General features: G+C 52.7%; 17 protein-coding genes. 3 read left to right on the forward strand and 14 right to left on the reverse strand.

Annotated features, from left to right (window positions below):
* Nucleotides 1-27: 27 nt before the first annotated feature.
* The 8 genes from VGN67_RS06900 to VGN67_RS06935 form a co-directional block, all read right to left on the reverse strand.
* Complete coding sequence (locus VGN67_RS06900; protein WP_327486060.1) at nucleotides 28-519, reverse strand: hypothetical protein; 492 nt, start codon at nucleotides 517-519, stop codon at nucleotides 28-30.
* Nucleotides 520-556: 37 nt separating this feature from the next.
* The gene (locus tag VGN67_RS06905) at nucleotides 557-1,369 is read right to left on the reverse strand and encodes a Calx-beta domain-containing protein (protein WP_327486061.1); all 813 of its coding nucleotides are present in this window, start codon (nucleotides 1,367-1,369) and stop codon (nucleotides 557-559) included.
* 32 nt (nucleotides 1,370-1,401) lie between these two features.
* Entirely contained in the window at nucleotides 1,402-2,820 is a 1,419-nt protein-coding gene (locus VGN67_RS06910; protein WP_327486062.1) for a RagB/SusD family nutrient uptake outer membrane protein, read from the reverse strand.
* Between the two features lie 57 nt (nucleotides 2,821-2,877).
* Nucleotides 2,878-5,913, reverse strand: coding sequence for a TonB-dependent receptor (locus VGN67_RS06915; protein WP_327486063.1), 3,036 nt, complete (start codon nucleotides 5,911-5,913; stop codon nucleotides 2,878-2,880).
* 294 nt (nucleotides 5,914-6,207) lie between these two features.
* A complete protein-coding gene (locus VGN67_RS06920) occupies nucleotides 6,208-7,569 on the reverse strand; it encodes a RagB/SusD family nutrient uptake outer membrane protein (protein WP_327486064.1) in 1,362 nt (453 codons plus the stop codon).
* A gap of 54 nt (nucleotides 7,570-7,623) precedes the next feature.
* Nucleotides 7,624-10,707 (reverse strand): TonB-dependent receptor, encoded by a 3,084-nt coding sequence (locus VGN67_RS06925; RefSeq protein ID WP_327486065.1) that lies wholly within the window; start codon nucleotides 10,705-10,707, stop codon nucleotides 7,624-7,626.
* Between the two features lie 294 nt (nucleotides 10,708-11,001).
* The gene (locus VGN67_RS06930; protein ID WP_327486066.1) at nucleotides 11,002-11,781 is read right to left on the reverse strand and encodes a glycosyltransferase family 2 protein; all 780 of its coding nucleotides are present in this window, start codon (nucleotides 11,779-11,781) and stop codon (nucleotides 11,002-11,004) included.
* Between the two features lie 3 nt (nucleotides 11,782-11,784).
* Nucleotides 11,785-13,029, reverse strand: coding sequence for a glycosyltransferase family 4 protein (locus VGN67_RS06935; RefSeq protein ID WP_327486067.1), 1,245 nt, complete (start codon nucleotides 13,027-13,029; stop codon nucleotides 11,785-11,787).
* A 113-nt stretch (nucleotides 13,030-13,142) separates the two neighbouring features.
* On the opposite strand from VGN67_RS06935, the gene VGN67_RS06940 reads away from it, so the two are divergent.
* Nucleotides 13,143-14,057, forward strand: coding sequence for a class I SAM-dependent methyltransferase (locus tag VGN67_RS06940; protein WP_327486068.1), 915 nt, complete (start codon nucleotides 13,143-13,145; stop codon nucleotides 14,055-14,057).
* A 1-nt stretch (nucleotide 14,058) separates the two neighbouring features.
* Here the strand turns inward: VGN67_RS06940 and VGN67_RS06945 are convergent, their stop codons facing one another.
* The 5 genes from VGN67_RS06945 to VGN67_RS06965 all read right to left on the reverse strand — a co-directional run bounded on the left by VGN67_RS06945 (nucleotide 14,059) and on the right by VGN67_RS06965 (nucleotide 19,377).
* The gene (locus VGN67_RS06945; protein ID WP_327486069.1) at nucleotides 14,059-14,868 is read right to left on the reverse strand and encodes an FkbM family methyltransferase; all 810 of its coding nucleotides are present in this window, start codon (nucleotides 14,866-14,868) and stop codon (nucleotides 14,059-14,061) included.
* A 16-nt stretch (nucleotides 14,869-14,884) separates the two neighbouring features.
* On the reverse strand, nucleotides 14,885-15,814 hold the full coding sequence (locus tag VGN67_RS06950) for a glycosyltransferase (protein ID WP_327486070.1): 930 nt from the start codon (nucleotides 15,812-15,814) through the stop codon (nucleotides 14,885-14,887).
* Nucleotides 15,811-17,334, reverse strand: coding sequence for a lipopolysaccharide biosynthesis protein (locus tag VGN67_RS06955; protein ID WP_327486071.1), 1,524 nt, complete (start codon nucleotides 17,332-17,334; stop codon nucleotides 15,811-15,813). Before VGN67_RS06955 ends, VGN67_RS06950 begins: the two co-directional genes overlap by 4 nt.
* Before the next feature lie 148 nt (nucleotides 17,335-17,482).
* On the reverse strand, nucleotides 17,483-17,941 hold the full coding sequence (locus VGN67_RS06960) for a hypothetical protein (RefSeq protein WP_327486072.1): 459 nt from the start codon (nucleotides 17,939-17,941) through the stop codon (nucleotides 17,483-17,485).
* Nucleotides 17,942-18,174: 233 nt separating this feature from the next.
* Nucleotides 18,175-19,377, reverse strand: a complete 1,203-nt coding sequence (locus tag VGN67_RS06965) for a PmoA family protein (RefSeq protein WP_327486073.1) — start codon at nucleotides 19,375-19,377, stop codon at nucleotides 18,175-18,177.
* Nucleotides 19,378-19,613: 236 nt separating this feature from the next.
* Here VGN67_RS06965 and wecB point away from each other — a divergent pair, with 236 nt between their 5' ends.
* On the forward strand, nucleotides 19,614-20,711 hold the full coding sequence (wecB, locus tag VGN67_RS06970) for a non-hydrolyzing UDP-N-acetylglucosamine 2-epimerase (RefSeq protein ID WP_327486074.1): 1,098 nt from the start codon (nucleotides 19,614-19,616) through the stop codon (nucleotides 20,709-20,711).
* 42 nt (nucleotides 20,712-20,753) lie between these two features.
* Entirely contained in the window at nucleotides 20,754-21,401 is a 648-nt protein-coding gene (locus VGN67_RS06975) for an FkbM family methyltransferase (protein WP_327486075.1), read from the forward strand.
* Here VGN67_RS06975 and VGN67_RS06980 read toward each other — a convergent pair whose 3' ends face one another.
* Entirely contained in the window at nucleotides 21,402-22,415 is a 1,014-nt protein-coding gene (locus VGN67_RS06980) for a GNAT family N-acetyltransferase (protein WP_327486076.1), read from the reverse strand. It lies immediately after the preceding gene.
* Nucleotides 22,416-22,646 lie beyond the last annotated feature (231 nt).

Below are 22,646 nucleotides of genomic sequence, written 5' to 3' on the forward strand. Positions count from 1 at the left end.
GTTATTTTTATATAGTTCAGTCGAAGTTTACTGGGTTGAGGAGGTAAATACGAAGCGGTAGCTTGCGTCTATATCTCCAAAATAAATTTCCAGTGTCATATTGGTAGCGGTCAGCGACTTGACAATGAAAGGCAACTTGGCGTTCAACAGCGGAAAAGCAAACTCGAGCGTAGCATTGGCATTGGTAAAAGTCCACTGGTCGGTCAGGAGTACGTCCGGCTCACTGGGAGCACATTTCGAAGCTCCGTTGGTGAACTCGTACCGGCGCTCACTGTTGGCATAAAACACATACTGGTCGTCGGCCTCGCAGGTCCCGTTAAAAAGGTTGCGGGCGGGTACCAGGCTTGACTCTTCCCCTTCGTCAATAACCTGGAAAGAGGTAAGCGACCAGGCTTTCTTTTCGGTGCCGGTAAGCAGTTGCGAGTAGGTGAGGGGCTTGGGTTCAATTGTTTCCGAGCATCCTGCCATTCCCATCAGCAAGGTAAGAATAGCCATGTACAGGAGTCTATGTAGTTTCATGGTAGGTATAGTAGTTTTAGGGAGCCAGCAAACAGACTTACCGGGGTGTAAAGGTGAATGGTACGGTTATAACGGTATCTTTAGTAGCACTGAGGGGTACCTTAATCCGGACATTGAGCAGAATAGCCCGGGTCTGAGGATTCCAGATGCCACTGCCCCGGAGGGTATCATAAGGCGTCGATAATTCGGACGATACCTGAGCCGGAATTGTGAGCGTATTGTCGCCGTTATCAATAAAGTTCAAGGTGGGTTTAATGGCATTAAAATCAAAAATATCAATGTTCCAGTTGGAGATCAGGTACTCGCGGCAGTCCTGGCTGGTAATCTCAACATTAGGGACGGTTCGGGTGCCTCCCTGGCGGGAACCCGTGTAGAAGCCACTGAACAGGCAGTCGTCCTGGATGGTCAGGCGGAGCTGCTTACCGATAATATTGTCCCGGCCCGAACCTACCTGAAGTTCATTGCTGCTGACATTCGTCAGCGTAAAAATAATTTCCTGCGAATTAAGAATATTATTCGCATTATTTATAAGCCGTACATTAATGGTTCCGAACGACTTGTTGGCCGGAATCGTGACCGTCCCTTTGGTACCTTCAATTATATAGTCACGGCCTTCGCGGGCGTTACCACTTATGGTGTAATTGACCGTAACCGACTGGTTCAGGGGCTTTCCCACCACGTGGACCTTTACTTCAACCATCCGTCCAATGCTTTCTTTGAAATTAAGGGTAGTATCCGTGAAGCGTACGTAAGCAGGACCCTCAAAAAGAATCCGCTGCTCTTCGCAGGAGGCCAGTGCTATCATGCCCGCCAGGAAGCTGAATACGAGGAATGTATGTAATTTTTTCATTTTATGCTGTCTATCTAAATTCAGACTTTAGTTTAGTATCCGGGGTTTTGGGCACCGGACAGGGCGGGGTTACGCTGTACCTCACTTTGTGGAATAGGCCACAATTCATATTTCTGGTTCCAGTTGGGTGAGAAAGCCTGCATGACCGCCTGCAGACGGCCCGTACGTTTCAAATCGTACCAGCGGTGTCCTTCAAAGGCCAGCTCATACACCCGCTCGTTTTCAATGACCAGTAGGGCATTTTCCTGGGTAGTAAGCGTTACGGTAGGTGCCTTGGCGCGGGTGCGCAGTATATTAATGTCAGCCTGCGCGCTGTTGGAGCCGGTAATTCGCCCCAGGCGGGCGCGGGCCTCGGCCCGAATCAGGTACATTTCGGCCAGCCGGAATATATGGATATTGTTGTTGGCGTCGTCAGGAGCGCCGTACTTCCGGACGGTCCAGCCGTTGTCGTTGCCACGCTGCTGATCAGAACTAAAACTTATGGTTTGCCGCCGCTCCCCGGCAGGGGCCGAAATCAGTTCCAGAATTACCTTGTTGGAAGGGATTACCTCGCGGCGTCCCACCAGAACATTGTTTAGCCCGAAGGTACCGGTACCGGGGTCGTCGCTGGCGTTGTTGGCATAGGCTGCTTCCAGAATAGTTTCGTCGTCATTTTCGGTAAGAATAACATCAGCAAAGGCCGGAGGCAGGGTTTGCTGACCACTGCTGATTACCTCAGTGGCAAACTGCTCCGCTTTGGTCCAGTCCTGCTGGTAGAGGTAAAAACGAGCCAGAGCCGCGCGTACGGCATTTTTGGTAGCGAAGGTTTTAGCCGTAATGCGGTCCTGGGCGGTGTTGGGCAGGTCGACCAGGGCCGCCTGGTAGTCGGCCAATACTGCCTGAAGGATATCCTCGCGGCTGGCCCGGGGTATGTTGCGGTTGGTGGCTACGTTGGTGGTGGTTACGCGAGGAATGCCACCGAAGGTATAGGCTCCGATAAAATAGGCAAACCCCCTTAAAAACCGTGCTTCGGCCAGTACCAGTTTGCGGGTTGCTTCGGGTACTCCGGCAACCGAACCCAGGCGCTCCTCGATAAAGTTGGCCATATAGACCGTATTATAGATGGCTCCCCACAGGGCTGCCGCGGCGGCATTAGCCGATGTAATCTGCTTATTGCCCAATTCATTGTATACCGTAAAGGTACCGTTATGCTGGATAAAGTCGGCGGTGAAGTCACCCGCTATGATTATGGGAGACCCCATACCCCGGAAGGCGTTGTACAGACCGAGCCGCACGGGTTGTACATCAGCGGGTTCGTTCAGGACAAACTCATCCACGAGCAGGTCTACCGGTTCGGGTTCCAGAATTTCGCGACAGGAGGTAGCCGGAAACAGCAGTATCGTCCCAAGGACAAGTACCTTGCCGACCCGGCGTAGCCACTTAGGTATAATAGTATTTGGAAGGATAGTCATGTAGGTAATTATTAGCTTTGAGTATGGTAATGGCTGCTACAATCAAGTAGCTCTTTATCAGAACGTAATAGTTGCACCCAGCAGCATGGTCTTGACCTGGGGTAAGGTAAAGAAATCAATTCCCTGAGCAGCCGTTGACCCGTCCAAAGTACTTACTTCCGGGTCGGCGCCCGAGTAGGGAGTAAACGTAAGGAGGTTAGTACCCGAGGCAAAAATGCGTACGGTATTGAGCTTGGCCCGGCTTACCCAACGGGTTGGCAAATTGTACCCCAACGACAGGTTCTTGAGCCGCAGATACGAGCCATCTTCCAGAAAACGGCTGCTGTGGAAGTTATTGTAGGTGTTGCCAAATACATAGCGGGGTACATCGGTCATATCTCCTTCCTGACGCCAGCGGCGCAGCGCGGCTACTCCCTGGTTGTTTTCTATATCAGCTCCGGTGTTGACCAGCGTAGTATTGGTAAAGTTAAGCGTCTTGTTGCCGTACATAAACTGGAAAAATACACTCAGGTCAAATCCTTTCCACGATACCCGGTTGGTAAAGCCACCAAAGAACTTGGGCTGGGCCGTGCCAATGACCTGACCGTCGTCGGGCGTAATACGGCCATCGCCGTTGACATCCTCATAAATGGCGTCGCCGGTAGCCGGGTCTACTCCCTGGTATTTCAGCCCCCAGAAGGTACCCAATGGCTGTCCCTGCAGGATAGCGTTGGTGGCTCCAACTCCATTGGCCGAGTAGCCCCGGAACAGGGTGTCCTGGTTGGCCAGGGATACTACGTTGTTGATGTTTTTGGTAATATTTAAATCGGTGGTCCAGCGAACGGCGCGGTCCACATTGACTGTGGAGACCGTAAATTCAACTCCTTTGTTGGCGATTTCACCAATATTCCCCTGAATACTTCCAAAACCGGTGGTAAGGGGTATGGGCTCGGCGAAGAGCAGGTTGTCGGTCAGGTTGCTGTATACATCCGCGATGAGCGACAGGCGGCCATTAAATAGCGAAGCGTCAAAGCCAATGTTGGCTTCCCGCGTTCGCTCCCACTGCAGGTTGGGGTTACTGAGGTTGGCTGGTCCCACGCCCGAAGCACCGTTGTAGGTGACACTAGCCCAGGTACCCAGAAAAGCAAAGCTACCAATGCGCTCGTTACCCGTAAAGCCAAAACTTCCCCGGAGCTTTAGGTCATTTATAAAGTCCACTGATTTCAGGAACTCTTCCTGCGAAATGCGCCAGCCCGCCGACAGGGACGGGAAGAAGCCGTAACGGCGGTTTTGTCCGAATCGGGACGAACCATCGTAGCGGGCGGTCAGGCCCAGGAGGTACTTGTCGTCAAAGTCGTATTTTACTTCCCCGAAGAAAGACACCAGACCGTTTTGTCCGAAGCCCGAGCTACCGGCATCCACAATCCCCGCCGAACCTATATAGGTAAAATCATCGCTGGGAAACACCCGGCCCTGTACCGACGAGGAGCGACCCTGCGAATGGATTATTTCATTACCCAGCAATGTATTGAAATGATGCTTGTCGTTCAGGGTCAGGTAGTAGGTCAGTACGTTGGAGTTAATGAGCGTATAGGAAGTACCTGTAAGGTATACCCCGTAGCCCCGGCCCCCTACGCTGGGCAGAAAACCACCAATGGCCGTACCCGAGGGCTCGTACTGATCTTCTTCGCTGTTGTTATAGTCCATACTGAACTTGGTACGGAAGCGCAGGTTACGGATAATTTCGTAGTCGGCATTGACACCGGCCAGCAACTTGAGCGCGTACGTACGGAAGCGGGGGAGCAGCGCCTGCGCTACCGGGTTGAAGTTTGGAAAACCGGGATAGTTGGCGCTACCCGGTACATACAGTTCACCCTGCTCGTTGTAGGGCGAGTAGTAGGGAAGGCTTTTAATAGCCCCCGAGTACACCCCATCCAGGAAGTTATCTCCTTTTACCCGGTCGTTCTGGGCCATGGTTATGTTGACATTGGCTCCTACGTTCAGGCGGGTACTGGCCTTATGGTCAAGGTTAAGTACGCCGCTGTAGCGGGTAAAGCGGTTGTTGATCTGGACGCCTTCCTCGTCGCGCACGTTCCCACTCATATAGAAGCGGGTGCGGTCGTTGCCACCAGCCGCCGACAACTGGTACTGCTGTAGTACCCCCTGCCGCAGGATGGCATCAACCCAGTCGGTATTGACGCCGTCGGTTACGCCGGGTATCAGGCCCAGCTGGTCGGGGTCCTGACCGGCGTTGGTAACGGCTTCGCGCTGGAGTTCCAGAAGTTGCGTAGCGTTAAGTACCTGCGGGCGGCGCACAATGTCAGTAACGCCACGCTGTACATCGGCGGTTATGGTAGTACGGTTGTTTCGGCCGCGCTTGGTGGTAATAATAACCACCCCGTTGGCTCCGCGTGAGCCGTAGATCGCCTTGGCGGAGGCATCCTTAAGTACCTCAATGGATTCAATATCGTTCGGGTTGAAGGCCGCCAGGGCGTTGTCATTCTGGCCACCAAAGTCGCGTCCGGAAACCGGACCGTCGTAAACCGGTACGCCATCCACGATAAACAGTGGACGGTTAGAAGCTGAGATTGAGGTATTGCCCCGGATGCGGACCGATATCCCCCCCCCGGGTGTACCCGATGACTGAGAGATCTGGACCCCGGCGGCCTGCCCCTGCAGGGCCTGGTCGATGCCCGTGACCGGAATATCCCTGAATTTATCACTCTTAATGGAAACAATAGAGCCGATGACGTCCTTACGCTGGGTTTGGTTGTAGCCCGTTACTACCACCTGATTCAGCTCGGTAGCACTTTCGGTCATTTCCACGTTCACGACGTTCCGGTTGGGACCAACGGTGATTTCCTGGGACGTGAGTCCAATGAAGGAGAAGATCAGGGTAACGGTACCGGAAGGTACGCCAATCTGGTAATTGCCTTCGGCATCCGTGCTTACCCCCGTGGTACTTCCCTGCAGAACTACGTTTACACCGGGTAGGGCCGAATTATCGCTTGCTGAAGTTACTTTTCCTGTTATGACTCGTTGCTGAGCCCATGCACTGTGCAGGATTCCCAATAGGAATATCCACAGTCCTAAAAAACGACCAATTTTCTTCATTGGAGATAGATTGTAGAAGTATTTTCTTGAATAGAAGATAATTTGTAATTAAAAAATAAATAATCAGCGACGATTCATATAGTAAAGTACGCTGGAATCCCACGCTCCTGTTGCGCCTGAGCTAACAGGTTTATTATTGGTAAAACGAAATGAAAGCTAGATAATTGGGAACCGGACTGTGAAATATAAGTAAAACCTGCGATTTTGGTTTATGTTTTTGGCAATAAATAAAAACACCCCGGTTTTGCCGGGGTGTTTTGGGTAGAACGTGGTGCTGAATATAGGTATTTAAAATCAGTAACCTTCGTTTTGAGTCAGGTTTGGATTGGCATCAATCTCCCGGCGTGGAATCGGGAAGATGAGCTTGGGAGAGTTGAAAGGAAGTGATCCTACGGTGCCTCTGGTGCGTTTGATGTCGTGGACTAGCTGACCTTCAAAAGCCAGTTCAAGCCGACGCTCCTTCAGGATTGCCGCCAGCGTAAGGTTGGCAGGCGCGATAGGAGCCAGTCCGGCGCGGGTGCGAACCCGGTTCAGGTCCTCGGCAGGTGTAGCGCCAATGGCTGAATTGTTACGGAAGTTCGCTTCGGCGCGGGTCAGGTACATTTCGGCCAGGCGCAGTACCTTGATATTGCCGTACTGGTTAATCCACTTGGCCGTATACACGCCACCCCCATCTTCGTAAAACAGTTCAGCACGCTGATCGCCGGGCTGGTACATGTCCAGGTGAGCATCTTCAATCAGAATATCACCGCGTCCGCCGTAGCTGGCTCCACCAAAGAAGGTGTTCAGCTCATTGATACCGTCCTGGTCGGTAATCTGTACCGCAAAGATGTCCTCAGCGGTATTAAAGCCGTTCTGATTCACCCGCACGTCAAATACATCTTCGGTAGGTACCAGTGAGTACCGGCCCGAGCTGATAACGCGGGTAGCGGCAGTGGCAGCATCGGCGTACCGGCCCTGGTTCAGGTATACCCGCGCCAGCATACCGGCGGCGGCATTCTTGGTAGCAAAAAAGCTGTTAGAAACGGGCAGTTTGGCCTCAGCCTCGGTCAAATCAGCGATTACCTGGGTATACACCGCCGCGACGTTATCGCGGCTCACCTTCGACTGCTCTGTAATCTCGCTGGTTGGGGTCAGGATCAAAGGTACCCCGGGGTTACTGGCGGGCGTGCCGTCGGTCCAGGCTTTGGCGTAGAATCGTACCAAGTCAAAGTACATCATGCCTCTGATAAACTTGGCTTCACCTTCCACCCGGTTACGGTTGGCTTCGGTTACTACGCTCAGGTTTGCCAGTACCGTGTTGGCAATATTAATAGTACGGTAGGCGTCCAGCCACATGGAGGCGGCCTGATCGTTATTTACCAGCAAGTTTTTGCGGAATATCTCATCCGGGGCTACGAAGGTACCATCCCAGAATATTTCTCCGTTGTCACCCAGCAGTTCGGCATTGCGTACAATGTTACCACCGTAAAGGTCAATATCACCCATTGAGTCGTAAGCACCTACCAGCAGGGCCTCCACGTCACCCGACGTAGCCACGGCCGAGGAGGCGTCAATGGTATTTACTGGATTCAGGTCAAGCTGGCTATCGCAGGCGGTAAGCAGCAGGGCTGTAGCGAGCGATAGCGGAAGTATTTTTTTGAAATTATATTTCATAGAGAAAATAGTTAAAGTCTTTTGGAAGAAGCTTACAACAGGTTACGCCTTATATCAGAAACCCAGGTTAATACCCACTATGATGGTTCTGGCCTGCGGAGCGGAGTAAAAGTCGGTACCTAGGCCAATGTTACCTGCCAGGAAGTCAGCATTCACTTCCGGATCCCAGCCGGTGTAGTTGGTAAACGTCAGCAGGTTCTGGCCGGTTACGTACAGGCGCACGCGCTCCAGTTTGGCCCGGCTTGAGATAGCGGTCGGCAAAGTGTAAGCCAGTGTAAGTGTTTTCAGACGAACAAAGTCACCATTCTGTAGGTAACGCGACGATTCCGCCGTACCATTAGCACCGAACAGACGGGCCTGCGGTATATCGGTGATGTCGCCCGGCTGGCGCCAGCGGTTCAGCTGGTCGCGGGTCTGGTTATCAAAGAAGTCACCGTTGGCCGACTGGAACTTACCGCCCGCGTTGTAGATCTGGTTGCCACCTTGTCCCTGAAACAGCACGTTCAGCTCAAAACCTTTGTAGGAGAAGTTGTTGGTCAAACCACCAATCAGGGTAGGGTTGGGGTTTCCGATAATAACCCGCTCAGCCGCATTAGGATCGTTGGTAGTGGTGCGGTCACGGCTTCCGTCGGGGCGCTCGCTGTTAAGATAGTAGAGGGCATCACCATTGTTAGGATCTACACCAGCGTACTCAATATCAAAGAACGCACCGATGGGCTGTCCTTCCATGGCCCGGTTGTTGTAGCCGCCGGTAATAATCTGACCATCCAGGTCCAGAATTTTGTTCCGGTTGCCCGACAGGTTCAGGGAAGTATTCCACTGGAAATCTCCGGTTGTGTTCTGCGTATTCAGCACAAATTCCCAGCCTTTATTCTCGAGGCGTCCTACATTTCGGAGCTGGGTACGGAAGCCGGATGTACCCGGCACGTTTACGTTCAGGAGCAGGTCACGGGTATTCTTGGTGTAGTAGTCAATTTCACCGGACAGGCGACCCCCGAAAAAGCCGAAGTCCAGTCCTATGTCTGTTTGAGCCGTTTGTTCCCAACGCAGGTCAGGGTTTTCGATCTGAGAAGGACTCTGGCCCGGTACACCCGCATAACCCGAACCACCGGAGTATAAGCCTCTTGCAGCAAAGTTATTAAGGAACGTAACTCCTGCAGGGCTAACGCTGGTAATCTCGGCATTACCCGTCAGACCATAGCTGGCGCGGAGCTTCAGAAGGCTCAGAGAAGGTACCCCCTGCATAAAGGCTTCGTCGCTGATAATCCAGCCCGCCGAAGCCGCCGGGAAGAAACCATAGCGATTGTTCTCGCCAAAGCGCGACGAACCATCTAACCGTCCGCTCAGCGACAGCAGGTACTTGTTGGCAAAGCGGTAGTTGGCGCGAGCAAAGTAAGAAAGGAAACTGAAATTACTTCCCGTAGAGCTACCGGAGGTAATACGAGCAGCGGAAGTAATCCGCTGATACGCATTGGAAGGAAACTCACGCCCTTCCACTGAATTGTAAGTGGCATCGGAACGCTGGAACGACATACCCACGACGGCATCCACATCGTGTACTTCCGCAAAGGTAGTACCCATCGAGAAGAAGTTGTTGGTGGTGTAGTTGGTCACCTGAGCAAAAGAGCTATAGCCCAGACCGTTGGGCGCACCTGTATTGCGGGCGGTTTCTCTACCAAAATATTGGTCTTCGTTGAGGGTATACAAGTCAGCACCCCACTCAGTCCGGAACTTCAGCCAGTTGTTAAATTTGTACTCCCCGTACAGGTTACCCAGCGTACGGTACGAAGTAGACACGTTGTTGGAGAAGTCGCGGTTTAACAGTGGGTTGAAGTACAGGGTATAGTTACCACTAAGCTCATTGGTTCGCGGGTCAATAACCGGCGTGATGGGTGGCAAGGCCACGATTTGCATCGGAGTTGAGAAAGCGTTGTCGTTGGACAGGCGTCCGTTTAACGAGCGAGATACGTTCAAATTAACTCCTAACAAAAGATTATCGTTGGCTTTATGGTCCAGGTTTACCCGGCCACTCAGGCGCTTAAACGAGTTTTTGATCAGGATTCCTTTCTGGTCGAGGTACTGGCCCGACACGAAGAAACGGGTTTTGGCGTCGCCTCCGCTGGCACTCAGGTCCAACTGGCCCATGGGCGCTTTCTGAAAGGCCTGAGCTTCCCAGTCTGTGTCAACAAGTCCTTGCTCCCAGTTAGCGCGTTCACCGGCAGCGTAGCGCGTAAACCGACTGTAGGTACTTCCGGTTAGGTAGCTGGCAGGCAAATTTCCTCTGTTTATTTCATTTTGTACAGCCTCGGAGAACAGCTCCACGTATTCGGCCGTATTCAGCCACTCCCGGCGACGGGTAGGTTCGCTGCTACCCAACTGGTAGCCGAGGTTAAAGCGGGTTTTGCCGGTTTTTCCTTTTTTGGTAGTAAGCAGTACTACCCCGTTGGAAGCGCGGGCACCGTAAATAGCCGCAGCCGAAGCATCTTTCAGGATTTCGATGGACTCAATATCATTAAAGTTGATATCGGCCAGGGGGTTTTGGGGAGCAGAACTGGTACCCTGGTTGCTGGAAGTGATGGGGATACCGTCAATGACGTACAGGGGTTCGTTACTGGCCGTTACCGACGAAGACCCCCGGATGCGCATTTGGATACCCTGCCCTAGTTTACCGTTAAGGGAGGTGATCTGTACCCCGGCGGCACGGCCTTGCAGGGCCTGCTCGAAAGTAGTAACGGGCACTCCCTGAATATCACTTCCGTCAATCTTGGCGATGTTTCCGGTCAGGTTACGTCTGGACTGGGTACCAAAACCCGTTACCACCACTTCATTAAGAGCGCGGGTATCGGCGGCGAGCTGCACATTTACAACACTCCGGCCGCCAACGGTCTCTTCCCGGGGGGTCATACCCACGAAGCTGAATACCAGGATGGAATTAGCAGAAGGTACATTAATGGAATAAGCACCAGAGGCGTCAGTTTGCGTACCACGCGTAGTACCTTTTACCTGAACACTTACACCGGGTAGGGCAGAACCATCTTCTGCCGAGGTTACTGTACCCGTAACCCGGATGTCCTGGGCAAGGGAAATTGTCCAGGTCAGGAGTAGGGTCAAAAGAGCTAGTAGACTGTTTTTTCTCATAAAGTAGGTTGGGTTGTGATGAATGGTTAGATAGAAATGGGCATTTGGTTTAAAATCTGTTATTAATTTAATAGTTAAGGTGACAAATATATCAATAAGAGTCCGTAATGGAAAAAACGCAAAGCTGTTCCGGTAAAAAATTTGAATAACAATAAATGGAATAATATCCTATTGATATTATTCCATTTATTGCTTCTTAAAGACGGGGAGTGGATAGTAAGAAAAAAGACAGCGGCTAATATAGTATATCAGGTTGGAATTAAACAAATCTGTCCCCTGGCTATCACTATTTGACTAGGGTGACCAGTACCTGCTCCGTTTCCGAGCAAAAAGCATGCCGCGCCAGCTAATCCGGACGTGGTTCCAGAGAGTAGGCAGCAGGCCGAAGTGCCGACGAAGTACCGTAAACCGGTCAAGCAGTGAGCGCCGGTGGCGCTGGACCGAAAGCCCGCCGGTCAGGTACCTACACAGGACCAGCTCGAGGTACTGGATGGTACGGGCCTTTTTGAGACACATAATTTCCCATTCAATATCGGCGCTGAGGTTGGTGATGTCGTAGCGGGGGGCCAGTTCTCTTTTGGGAATAAAAGCCTGGTGGGATACCTTCATGCCCAGCGCCATATCGCGCCAGCTCAGCCGGGTGGGCAGGGTATGGGGGGTTACCTGGCTGCGCAGTCCGACGGGGCTGCCATCGTCCCGGACAAACAGCGCATCACTATAGTACACATCGGCTTTGCTTTCCAGGGCCGCCAGCAATTTCTGTAGTACCTCCTCGTCGTGTACTTCGTCGCCCGCGTTCAGAAACCATAGGTACTTGCCCGTGGCGGCTTCAAGTCCTTTGTTCATGGCATCGTACAGCCCCCGGTCCGGCTCCGACTGAATACGGAGCGAAAGTACCTCCCGGTACTTATGGGCCAGGGCGAGTGTGTTATCTTTAGAGGCTCCGTCAATAATCCAGTACTCCACCAAACCAGGGTCATTTATACGTACCAGGGCTTTCTGTACGCTCCGCAGGGTGCGCTCCAGGTACCTTTCGGCGTTGTAGGTAATGGTAATAATGGTGAGCAGCGGCATAGCTTACAGGAGCGACTGGTAGAGTTGGGAGTACTGCTCCGCCACGACCTTCTCAGCGTAGGTGTCCAGTACCTTCTGCCGGGCATTGGCTGATAGCTGCCCCGCCTGATTGTGGGCCAGTACCCAATCGATTCCCTCGGTCAGGGAAGCGGCGGAGCGGTAGTCAGCCAGGTAGCCGTTGTGCTGGTGGTCAATCATTTCGGGAATGCCTCCGTTGGCAAAGCCCACTACGGGCGTTGCGCAGGCCATGGCTTCCATCACCGTATTGGGCAGGTTATCCTCCAGCGAAGAAACGACCAGTACATCGGCGGCAGCGTAGGCTTCTACAATCTGTTCCTGGCTGGAAAGCGTGCCCAGGTCATGAACGGGTACGGCAATTTCCTGATAGGCACCGGCCTGTGACTTACCAAAAACAAGTACTTCAATATCCTGATGGTGTACACTTAAGGCGTTGATGGCTTCCTTGAAGAATAGAAACCCCTTGCGCGGGTCCTGCGTATTGGCACCCGTAAAAAGGACCAGTTTCTTGTCCGGAGGTAAACCGGCTCTGGTACGTACTTCCGCTTTGGGCCGGGGAGCAAATACGGAAGTATCAAGGGGATTGGGAATAGTGCGGGCGGGCAAATGCCGGGTCAGGGCGGCTTCCTGCGTAAGCTGGCACAGCCACCGGCTCGGTGTTACAAATGTGACGGGCGCGTGAGCAAACAGCTCTTTTTTTTTCTCAAACCCGGAAAAGGAAATATCGCGTGAATGGGGCCGGGCCAGGTAAGGACAGTACTGGCAGTGTGACATAAAATGGTCGCAGCCCCGGCTGTAATGGCAGCCCCCCGTAAAGGCCCACATATCGTGCAGGGTCCAGACCACGGGTTTGCCCAGCCTGAAAAGGCGGTCCAGTCCGGCCAGCGATATAAATCCAAAATTTATCCAGTGGAGATGTATAATACTGGCCTGCCGTACCAGCGGGTGTTTCTCAATGGGTACCCCTACCGTGGCCGGTGAAAAAGCAAACCGGACGCTTTTGTCTTTTTCATACGGCAGGAAGGACAATCTTTCGGCCACAAAGCGGGCCCAGAAGCGTTTGTCTCCCCAAAAGCCCTGGGCGTAAGCGGTTACTCCGGGTTCCGGCTTTTGGATACGATGAACCAACAGATGAGAATCCACGCCGTTTTTTTGGAGAGCACGGTTGAGCCGGGAGGCCGCTACGCCCGCACCGCCTTCCCATTGGGATGTATTCAGGTGGAGAATCATGCTGCAAAGTAAGGGAATGATTCTGGTTGTAAAAGTAGTTGGGACAATTGACGGGATTTGAAATAGAAAAGGATGGTGCTATACTTGCACCAGCTATTTAAGAATTAGTCTTTATGACGGTAGAAAAAAAGAGCCACGAGGCTCACTCGGGCTGGTACGATGTGCAATACGCTACGCAGGAAGCGCAGCGCCTGGCCATTGAAAAATGGATCAGGGAGCGAAGCGAGCATACCATCAATGACTGGATTCATCAGCGGCAGCTGGCACTAACTACTCCTTTTACTCAGGAGCAAAAAAGCTGGCTGACCATTGGCGACGGCTACGGCTTTGATGCCAACTACTTTTTTACCAAAGGTCTGGACGTAACGGCTACGGATATTGCAGGTACCTTCCTGCCGCTTTCCAGATCCTACGGGGTGTTGGATAAGTATTCAATTGAAAACGCCGAAAGCCTCAGCTTCGCCGACAACAGCTTCGATTATGTATTCTGTAAAGAATCATATCACCACTTTCCCCGGCCTTACCTGGCGGTGTACGAAATGATCAGGGTGGCGCGGGAGGCGGTTATACTGGTGGAGCCCCATGACCCCATAGCCCGCATGCCGCTGCTGCTGGCCATGCGGAATCTGCTGGACCGCTGGGACCCGGGCCTGCTCCAGAAATTCTGGAAAAACCGTTATTCGTTCGAAGAGGTTGGAAATTATGTTTTTAAACTTTCAGAACGCGAAATGGACAAGCTCGCCAATGGCATTGGCCTGCCGGCCGTTGCGTTCAAGGGCATCAATAACAACTACTACCACCCGTCCATCGCCAGTGAGAAAGCGGACGATTCTTCACCGGCTTTCCGGAAAATAAAGCGGAAGCTGGCCTTTCATAATGTCCTGACCCGGTTTTCGCTCATGCCTTCGCAGGTACTTTGCGCGGTTATTTTCAAGAATACGCCTTCTGAACATGTGCGGCAGCAACTGGCGCGGGAAGGCTTTACGCTACACCTATTTCCGCCCAACCCGTACGCCAGCCGAAGTTAATTTAGGAACGGTACCCAAAAATATTCAGCTGAAGGTCCATGGCGTCGTTGCCGCGGTACTGGTGGGTTACAAAGGGACGCTTTCGGTGCTGGTTGGTGTCGAGGTAGTAGCGAAAGCCATTTTCTTCAAATACCTTGACCACACTGGCCAGCGATTGCGGATGCCCCAGGTACGAATGGAACTCCACAAACAGGTTCCGGACGTGCCCCAGGCTGTCGCGGCAGTCTTCCAAAACTTCTATTTCGGCCCCTTCGATGTCTATTTTCAGGAAATCAATCCGTTCCTGTGCCCGCAGGTAGTCGCGCAGCCGGACCGAAGGTACCAGGCGGCGCTGGTTTGAATCCGAAAAAATAGAAGACGAATCCGCGGCCTCGCTGCCAAACCAGACACCCTCTTCATTGATCCATACTGCTTTATCTACTACCTGCACATCCCGAATCCCGTTGGTCTGCAGGTTGCCGCGTAGTAGGGAGGCTATGCCGGCTTCGGCTTCAAAAGCGGTAATGCGGGCTTGGGGGTATAACTCTTTGAAGTACAGTACACTCATGCCAATATTAGCACCACAGTCGAGAATAACGGGCTGCGGCTGCTCCGTCGTAAACAGGTAGTACTCATCGGCGAATATCTCCTTGTGCTGAAACAGGAACGACATGGTGTCAGGTACTTTTAACCGATACTGACCAAAACTAACTTCCGTCAGCTGGTGCCGGTGGCGGTCCCCATAGCTCCAGAGCAGGCGCATAAACTCGCGGTCGCGCGCGGTACGCAGGGCGTGGTAGGGTTCCTTGAGTAATTGACGTAGCCAGAACATACGCGATGGAAGTACTTTAAATTAGATTGTAAAGGAAAAAAATTGACAGGCCGTATTTCAGTAAATTCTTGAGTTTTACCTTCCACGGCAACCGGTAGTACCGTTGAAATGCTTCGATAACCGAGGGGTCGGGCTGTAAATCGGCCGTGTGCCGGACCTCGCCTTCGGCAAGTACCTCACCGTAGGCGGAGGTACTAAAGGTAAAGTTAGTGCCGCTGCCGTCGGTACCGATATTCCGGATTTTGGAGTGGCGGGGGTACAGGCCGTACGCCTGCCGGCGGGCCTGGCTCCACGTCCAGCGCACCGCCCAGGAGTCAATAACCCCGCGCTGCTGCTTCACGAGCATGGGCCAGAGGTCTTCACCGCCCCGGGTCAGGCGTTGCCGCAGCGATTTATCTTTGACTAGTTTTTCAAAATCCCCCACCTGCCAGTCAGCTTGTTGCCAGCGGTCGCGCCAGGTACCCCAGCCCCAGGAGCTGGCGCGGGGAGCCAGGTACAGGTCGTGGGGGTAGTGGGGCGGGAGCTGGATAGGGGGCGTGTAGCCGGTCACCGAGAATATGTCCGGCCGGTGGTAGTAGGTACGTAGGGCTCTATTCATGTAGTCCAGGAAATCGGTGGTACATACCATGTCATCTTCCAGCACTATAACCCGGTCGTACTGCTCCAGCACCTCACTTACCCCTTCAATGACTGAAGTAGCCAACCCCCGGTTATTCTCAGACAGTACTATTTTAGTTCCTTTAAAACCTTGCACCGTAGCCAGGTAGGCTCTTACTTCCCGGACGGGTACCTGGTCTTCTTCCCGCCGCGGTCCATCCGAATACACAATCAGTTGGCTCTGCTTCGCCAGTGGATTTTGCCGCAGGGCCTCGATGGTCTGCTGCAGGTGCCACGGACGGTTGTAGCAAAATACGACGATGGGGGCCAGGTCAGGCAAATGGCTCATGACTTATTTTTTTGTAAAGTGCTCAGGGCCAATTCCTTCACATTTCGCAGCGTCCTGCTCATATCTTCCGAAACGTTCCAGGCCAGGATACCTCCCCCAAAAAGCAGGGTGATGACCACCGAACGCACTACTATATCAAGCAGCACCGGTACCAGCTCCCGCGTTGCCGGAGCCGGAATCAGCTGCAGGAGCAGGTAGGTTACCCCAATCAGCACTACTACCTTCAGGGTACCTACCGTAAACGGCTGGATGTGCATTTTCTGCTGAATAAACAGCAGCTTGAGTATATTATAAATTAAGACCGACAAAAAGGCCGCCGCCGCGGCCCCATTGAAGCCGTAGCGCGGAATCAGGAACAGGTTACTGACCAGCAGCAGGGCCGTGAAAAGGATCATGAATACAATGTCGTAGCGGTAGTACTTTGAATTAACCAGAATCTCGGTATTCAGGCCCGTCATCATATCCACCACCCGCCCCAGTCCAATGAGCAGTACTACCCATTTTCCCTGGGCATAAATCTCCGATTTGGGTATCAGGGTAAAAATAGAGTCGATATTCCCCCAGATTCCCAGCAGTAGAAACGACCCGATAATAAACAGGTTCAGGGATGATTTTTTATAAATAGTTTCGATATGTTTCAGGTCGTTGCGCTGGTAGGCTTCCGAAATAATGGGGGCGCTGATCATGACAATGCTGTTGCGTGGAATTGCGATAACCAGCGCGATGCGAGAAGCAATGTCAAAAATAGCAGTATTGCCCAAACCACCCTCAAAACCCGGCAATAGTACCTTCTCAATGTGGGGGAGCAGAGCCGCGCTGGCCCCTCCCAGCAAGACCCACAGTCCGTAGCGGTACATTTCCTTAAAAGCCGGGTGACGCACAAACCCAAAATCAAGCCGGGTGTAGAGGCGCCCCTGCCGGTAGAGGTAGTACAGCATAAACTGGATGGCCAGGACGTAACTCAGGACCGTCATGGCCACCATCTGGTCGAAGGTGAGGTAGTTAAAGCCGAACAGAAGTACAATGGCGCTGTTGAACAGCCGAAGACCTACTTCCCGGATGAGCGACGGTACCGCAATGCGCAGACTGATGCGCGAGTAAGCTTCCAGTACCTGCAGGTACACCATCCCCACCGTCAGCGGAATAAACACATAGTAGTACTTTACCAGCAGGGGCGAGTGGTCGAGGTAAAAGTCGAGGTAGAGGGGTTTAAAGAGCAGGTACAGCAGCACAAAAGCCGTCAGTCCCGCCAGCGGCGCAACGAGCAGGAAGGTGAACAACTGCCGCCGGGCGGCATCGTCCTGAAACTGACTGTGAAAGCGGACCGCCACCGAAGGTACCCCCAGCAGCGACAAGGACATATATATAACGGGAAAAGTGAGCAGGGTCGAAGCGTACAGGCCCAGCTGTTCCTGACTCAGAAAACGATTGTACAGGATCAGTACGTTGAACGTACCAATCAGCACGCCAACGTACGTAACTATTGAACTCTTGAACCCCTGCCGGATGATGATCCCCATTGAAACGCTCGCTCGTAGTAAAATAGGGGACGAAGTAAGCTAAAAAGTAGAAGTTAGCCTAATCGGCTACGCAACAGTTCTCCGTACGCCCGGTCGGTTCTTGGGGCTGGGAGTACTATCTTTCAGGGGCGAGTAAGGCAGCAAAGGGTTATATTCCGGTGGCTTTCAGGAATGGAAAAAGGCCGGTGAGGGTTTCCTGAAAGGAAGGAGTTGGCTGGTGAAGCACGCACTCCTGCGCGGGAATCAGGGTAGGTTTCAGTGCTTCGTAGCGCAGCGCCACCGCTTCCGGGCTGAGTGCGGCCCTGAGCTCTTCCACTTTCTGGAGCAGCCGGGCAAGATTCTTTTTATTTTTTCCCCAGTCGGCCAGTTGGCTACCGGTACATTCGCTCACGAGCCGAATGGTTTTTCCTTCGATCAACAGCGTAACCTCTTCACTCCACGTAGCCAGTGATGCATTCGTGAAAGCCATCAGGCCCGATTCGCTTTTATAGCCTACGTACCAATCGAGCAGCTGAATGGCCTCAATGGCGAGGGTCAAAAAGTGTTCAGCGGGCAGCTCGATACTATGTATTTCCTGCGTAAATCGGGGGGGAGCGCCAAAGGCCATATAGTGTGGTTTTTTACAAAAATAGGGAGCAGTAGAACTTTTATTTTTAATAGTGGTTCAAAACTAGGCCTTTGTGGCAATAAACAATAAAGTATAATATTTTTTTATTAAACGGTCATTTTATCCACATTGGCCCGGCGCAGTGAACACTCAAATAAGGTATATACCTTTAAACAAATAAGTTGACCATTAGGCCAACTTTTTAAAATCAAAAAGCGCACGAGTCAGCGCCACTACTTACTCACAACTCGTACCGCTACGGGCTCAGTGAGGCTATTCTGAATTTGCTGAATGAGATTTTTATCTGCCTCACCCTTATGTACATAGTACCGGTTCCGGGTTTGGTAAGTACCTCCGGGCGCTATGTAAAAAGCCCCGTCTACCATCGGTGAGTAGCACCAGTAGGGCATGTCGGGGTGTACCCGTATGGCCTGCGGGTAACGGAGGTTGGAAGGAAATCCAAATACGGTAAGGCCGGTTTTCTGCCCATTTACCACGCCCGTAGCGTCCACCCAGCGGGCGTGGGTATGGTTGGCATCAGTCAGGGTCTTGTTCTGGTCGGTCAGTATCTGCCAGCGGTTGGTAAAGTGTACCGAGTCGGTCCGGTTCCACTCGCGGCTGCCCCGGTAAGCCACTCCCCCGTAGGTATATTTATCAATGTGCAGCGTATCCTGGCTGGTATTGGTTTGTTCCTGCTCAATGTCAAACAAAAAATAGTCCGTAAACGGATACACCGTTACCGTCCACACCTCCCGCAGTACCTCCCCGAACTGGAGGCTTTTATAGCGCAATTCGGTTTTCAAACGGGCAACTACCGGTCCCTGCTGCACGTCAAGTACCTTTAGGTGTTCAATATTTCCTGTCTTGAGGTGCTGGTTCCAGAAATCTACGGAGGTGTTTTTAAAGGTAGTTTTTACCCAGGCCGCAAACAACGCGTGCTGGTGCGTGTGCCCCACCGGAAAATCATCGGTAAGTACCTGCCGGTCGGGGCTGTAAAGGGGATGAATAAAGCCACTGCGGCGGTAGTGCTCGGCCGTATTCGGCGGCAGCGCGTCTTTGGTCTGGTAAAAGAACACGGGCTTGGTACCTACCTTTACCTGTACGCCTTCGGCCTGCTGCTCGAGCGTAGGACGGGCGGTGCCTCCACCCGCCTGACCGGCCATCAGGTGGTAGGTTCCCTTGCTGTTGGCGGCCATATTGTCCAACACAAAGTACACAGTACCATTGTCCACGGCCTGCGCGGGTACCCGTTTTTTGGTGGCGGTGTTCAGCAGGTAATAGTTTTTACCGGGCGATAGCGGCTTATCTGGTTTGAACTGCACCGGCGTAGCGTGGCGGTCGTGCGGACCGGCGCTTACTTCAACCACAGCCACCTGGGCCAGGGCGGGTAATCCGGACAGCAGCCACAATAGGACGAAGAGGAGTTTTGAAACCATACTTATGCGTAAAGTACTTTAATTAATATTAGTCAGGAATAGGTGAGGCAGGCCGTCTTACCGGGCTTTTACCATAAGGTACCTCCGAAAGGCTGCCATTTTTAAAGGAATGCTTTCGGGGAATATACTGAAAGCGGTAGGGTAGAAAGTACCTGGCCGGATTATAAGTCCACGGTCCTGGGCCAACTTAAAAATCCGGTCTATATTTGCAGGTACCACCCAACCGAAACGCACCCTTGAAAATTTTGAACATAGTAGGAGCCCGGCCCAACTTCATGAAGGTAGCTCCCCTGCACCGGGCTTTTTCGCAGTACCCCGACCTTGAATCCAAAATTATCCACACCGGGCAACACTACGACGCCCGCATGTCGGAGGTGTTTTTTAATCAGTTGGAACTCCCGCAGCCGCATTATTTTCTGGGCGTAGGCGGAGGTACCCATACCCAACAGACCGCCCGGACTATGCTGGAGTTTGAGCCGATCCTGGCCGCCGAAAAGCCCGACGCGGTGCTGGTGGTAGGTGATGTTAATTCGACCATTGCCTGCGCTCTCGTGGCCGTAAAGGAAGGTATACCCGTCCTGCACGTGGAGGCGGGGCTGCGAAGCGGCGACCGCCGGATGCCCGAGGAAATCAACCGAATCCTGACCGACAGTATTTCCGACTACCTGTTTGTAACGGAGCAGGCCGGGCTGGACAACCTGAAGCGGGAAAATGTGCCGGATGGGAAAGTCTTTTTTGTGGGCAATGTCATGATAGATTCCCTCGTGCACTACCGGCAGAAGGCCCGGCAGCTGACGCTGTTGCAGGAAACAGGTTTAGCGCCCGCCTCCTACGTACTTATGACCATGCACCGCCCGGCCAACGTAGACCATGAGCAGGGCCTGCGGAGCATAGTCCGGGTAGCCCGCAATACCGCGCAACACAAGACGGTACTATTCCCAATTCACCCGCGTACCCTGAGCAACATGGAAAAATGGGGTCTTAAGGCCGAGCTGGAAGCTATTCCGCAGGTACGGTTGATGGAGCCCCAGGGGTACCTTGAGTTCCTGCACCTGATGGAAAACGCCGCCCTTATCATAACCGATTCGGGGGGGATTCAGGAGGAAACCACCTACCTGCAGGTACCTTGCCTGACCTTCCGCGATAGTACTGAGCGGCCCGTAACCGTAGAATTGGGTACCAACTACCTGCTGAGGGACCTTAATCCCGAAACGGTAGAGGCGCAGGTACGGGACATTCTGGCGGGAAATTCAAAAAAAGGCCAGGTACCTCCCCTCTGGGACGGCCGGGCCGCGGAGCGCATTGCTACAATAATCCGGGAAAAGCTCCGGTAATCCGGGGCAACTACCTACTTTTGTCTGACATTAACTACTACGTTGAAAAAGATAAAACTACAGGTTTGGGCGTTGCTCAACTCACTCGGTCTCGGGGGAATTGTTCAGCTTTTTCTGGAAGGGGCGCTTAAGAACTACGGCTGGTTCAGAAGCTACCATACCAAGCAATCGGTGGATGCGCAGGGACAACCGCTGCCCTGGTACAACTATTCCTTTATATTTTTCCTGGAGCCCCGGCTAAAGCCCCACCTGGAGGTATTTGAATACGGTTCCGGCTTTTCGACCCGCTGGTACGCCCGGCGGGTAAAAAATATTACCGCCGTCGAGCACGATGCGGCCTGGGTAAAGCAGGTAGCTCCCCAACTTCCCGCCAACGCCCAGGTACTATACCGGTCGCTGGACGAAGGTGAGGTCTACGCGGGAGCGGTAGCCGAGGAAAATAAAAAGTACCATATTATAATAGTAGATGGTCGCCGCCGGGTGAAGTGTGTGCAGCAGGGGGTGGAGTTCCTGACACCGGACGGGGTACTTATCCTGGATAATTCCGAACGTACTTTTTACCAGGAAGCCATTGATTTATTAAAAGAAAAAGGATTTCGTCAACTCGAAATACGGGGTATGGTACCTATTACCAGCCACGACTCCTGCACCAGTGTATTTTACCGGGAAGGTAACTGCCTGGGCATCTGATCAACTTATCTCCAGCCGATACGTAATCTTTTGGGACTCAATTCCCCCCAGTCGCTCCTTAAAACGCATGAGGCTGGGCTTGGGCTGTCCGGTATGGTCCAGCGAGGTACCCAGGTCCAGTACCTGCATTTGCCCGGCCTGGCAGTACTGGTACAAGGCTGCGTTGAGCAAAACGGTAGGGCTGTAGGTACGGTAGTTGAGGTTATCAGCCGGCAAAAAATTATACAGTACCTCCTGACTCACCCGCACAGCCACGGTGAGTGAGGCAATAGTATCCCTGTCGTAGACGGCAAAAACCAAAAAATGGTCCGGGAACTGGTGCAGCAGAATCCTAAGTCTGTCCAGCGTCAGCGTTAGCGCGTAACCCTGCTGGCAGCGGCTCGTTTCCACAAACCTATATACCGCTTCGGCGTCGGGTTGGTACCAGGGCCGCGCTACCAGTCCCGCCCGCTGGCACTTGCGGAGCCGACGGCGCTCGGCTGGTGAAAGCAGGTTGGAAAACGCCTGCGAACTAACCGGAATATGGTGATTCGGGACCTGATTTAAAACTGTAAACCCGGTTTTTACGTACAGCTGATGAAGTAGCTCGTGCTGCCGGGGCTGGTAAATGGCCGGGGCCGTTTTAAGCGTAAGAGTTGTAATTGAATGGGTTTGGGCCCAGATTTTCAGGCAGTCCAGCAGGAAGGCCACCGCCTCGGGAGGCGCCGCTGCTGAACATTGGATGCCGCCAAAAGGCGCCCGCGGAGGCGACCAAGCGCTCCTCTCTTCATCTACCGTAAGGGACAACAGAGCAAGAAGGTGGTGAGAAGACTTCTCCAGCAGATAGAAAGTAAAGATCGGCCCGTCCGTTTGGGTGAGCAGGTGGTCTGCCCGGTTGTAAAGATAAGGTACAAAATCAGGGGTGGCCTGTGAAAAGCTGATAGGAATGGAAGCAGCCGCTTTATTTTCAAAGAGCCCAACTTTATAGGCAGTATTTTCCCAGAGGGCTCCGGATGGCTCTGAATCTGTCGTCATACGGCCAAAATACGGAAAAAAGCGTAGTGGTAAATTTTCCTGGGGTACTTACGGCTAATTTCCATAGCTATTATTTAGCTTCCGGATGTTGATCCATAATAGGTCAGATAACCAAGAACCTCACCAAAGGCGTGAACTAGTTTTACTGCGGAATTGTGCAATAGCTCTACTATTTATACAATTTCACGATTATTTGATTTTGCCACCATACTTCTTAGTTTTGCTGTCGCA

The organism is Telluribacter sp., from assembly GCF_035998675.1.
Classification (GTDB): domain Bacteria; phylum Bacteroidota; class Bacteroidia; order Cytophagales; family Spirosomataceae; genus Telluribacter.

What these genes read in the sequence shown, in the direction of transcription:
- VGN67_RS06900 (WP_327486060.1), bottom strand. Translation starts at nt 519, where the DNA reads ATGAAACTACATAGACTCCTGTACATGGCTATTCTTACCTTGCTGATG.
- VGN67_RS06905 (WP_327486061.1), bottom strand. Translation starts at nt 1,369, where the DNA reads ATGAAAAAATTACATACATTCCTCGTATTCAGCTTCCTGGCGGGCATG.
- VGN67_RS06910 (WP_327486062.1), bottom strand. Translation starts at nt 2,820, where the DNA reads ATGACTATCCTTCCAAATACTATTATACCTAAGTGGCTACGCCGGGTC.
- VGN67_RS06915 (WP_327486063.1), bottom strand. Translation starts at nt 5,913, where the DNA reads ATGAAGAAAATTGGTCGTTTTTTAGGACTGTGGATATTCCTATTGGGA.
- VGN67_RS06920 (WP_327486064.1), bottom strand. Translation starts at nt 7,569, where the DNA reads ATGAAATATAATTTCAAAAAAATACTTCCGCTATCGCTCGCTACAGCC.
- VGN67_RS06925 (WP_327486065.1), bottom strand. Translation starts at nt 10,707, where the DNA reads ATGAGAAAAAACAGTCTACTAGCTCTTTTGACCCTACTCCTGACCTGG.
- VGN67_RS06930 (WP_327486066.1), bottom strand. Translation starts at nt 11,781, where the DNA reads ATGCCGCTGCTCACCATTATTACCATTACCTACAACGCCGAAAGGTAC.
- VGN67_RS06935 (WP_327486067.1), bottom strand. Translation starts at nt 13,029, where the DNA reads ATGATTCTCCACCTGAATACATCCCAATGGGAAGGCGGTGCGGGCGTA.
- VGN67_RS06940 (WP_327486068.1), top strand. Translation starts at nt 13,143, where the DNA reads ATGACGGTAGAAAAAAAGAGCCACGAGGCTCACTCGGGCTGGTACGAT.
- VGN67_RS06945 (WP_327486069.1), bottom strand. Translation starts at nt 14,868, where the DNA reads ATGTTCTGGCTACGTCAATTACTCAAGGAACCCTACCACGCCCTGCGT.
- VGN67_RS06950 (WP_327486070.1), bottom strand. Translation starts at nt 15,814, where the DNA reads ATGAGCCATTTGCCTGACCTGGCCCCCATCGTCGTATTTTGCTACAAC.
- VGN67_RS06955 (WP_327486071.1), bottom strand. Translation starts at nt 17,334, where the DNA reads ATGGGGATCATCATCCGGCAGGGGTTCAAGAGTTCAATAGTTACGTAC.
- VGN67_RS06960 (WP_327486072.1), bottom strand. Translation starts at nt 17,941, where the DNA reads ATGGCCTTTGGCGCTCCCCCCCGATTTACGCAGGAAATACATAGTATC.
- VGN67_RS06965 (WP_327486073.1), bottom strand. Translation starts at nt 19,377, where the DNA reads ATGGTTTCAAAACTCCTCTTCGTCCTATTGTGGCTGCTGTCCGGATTA.
- VGN67_RS06980 (WP_327486076.1), bottom strand. Translation starts at nt 22,415, where the DNA reads ATGACGACAGATTCAGAGCCATCCGGAGCCCTCTGGGAAAATACTGCC.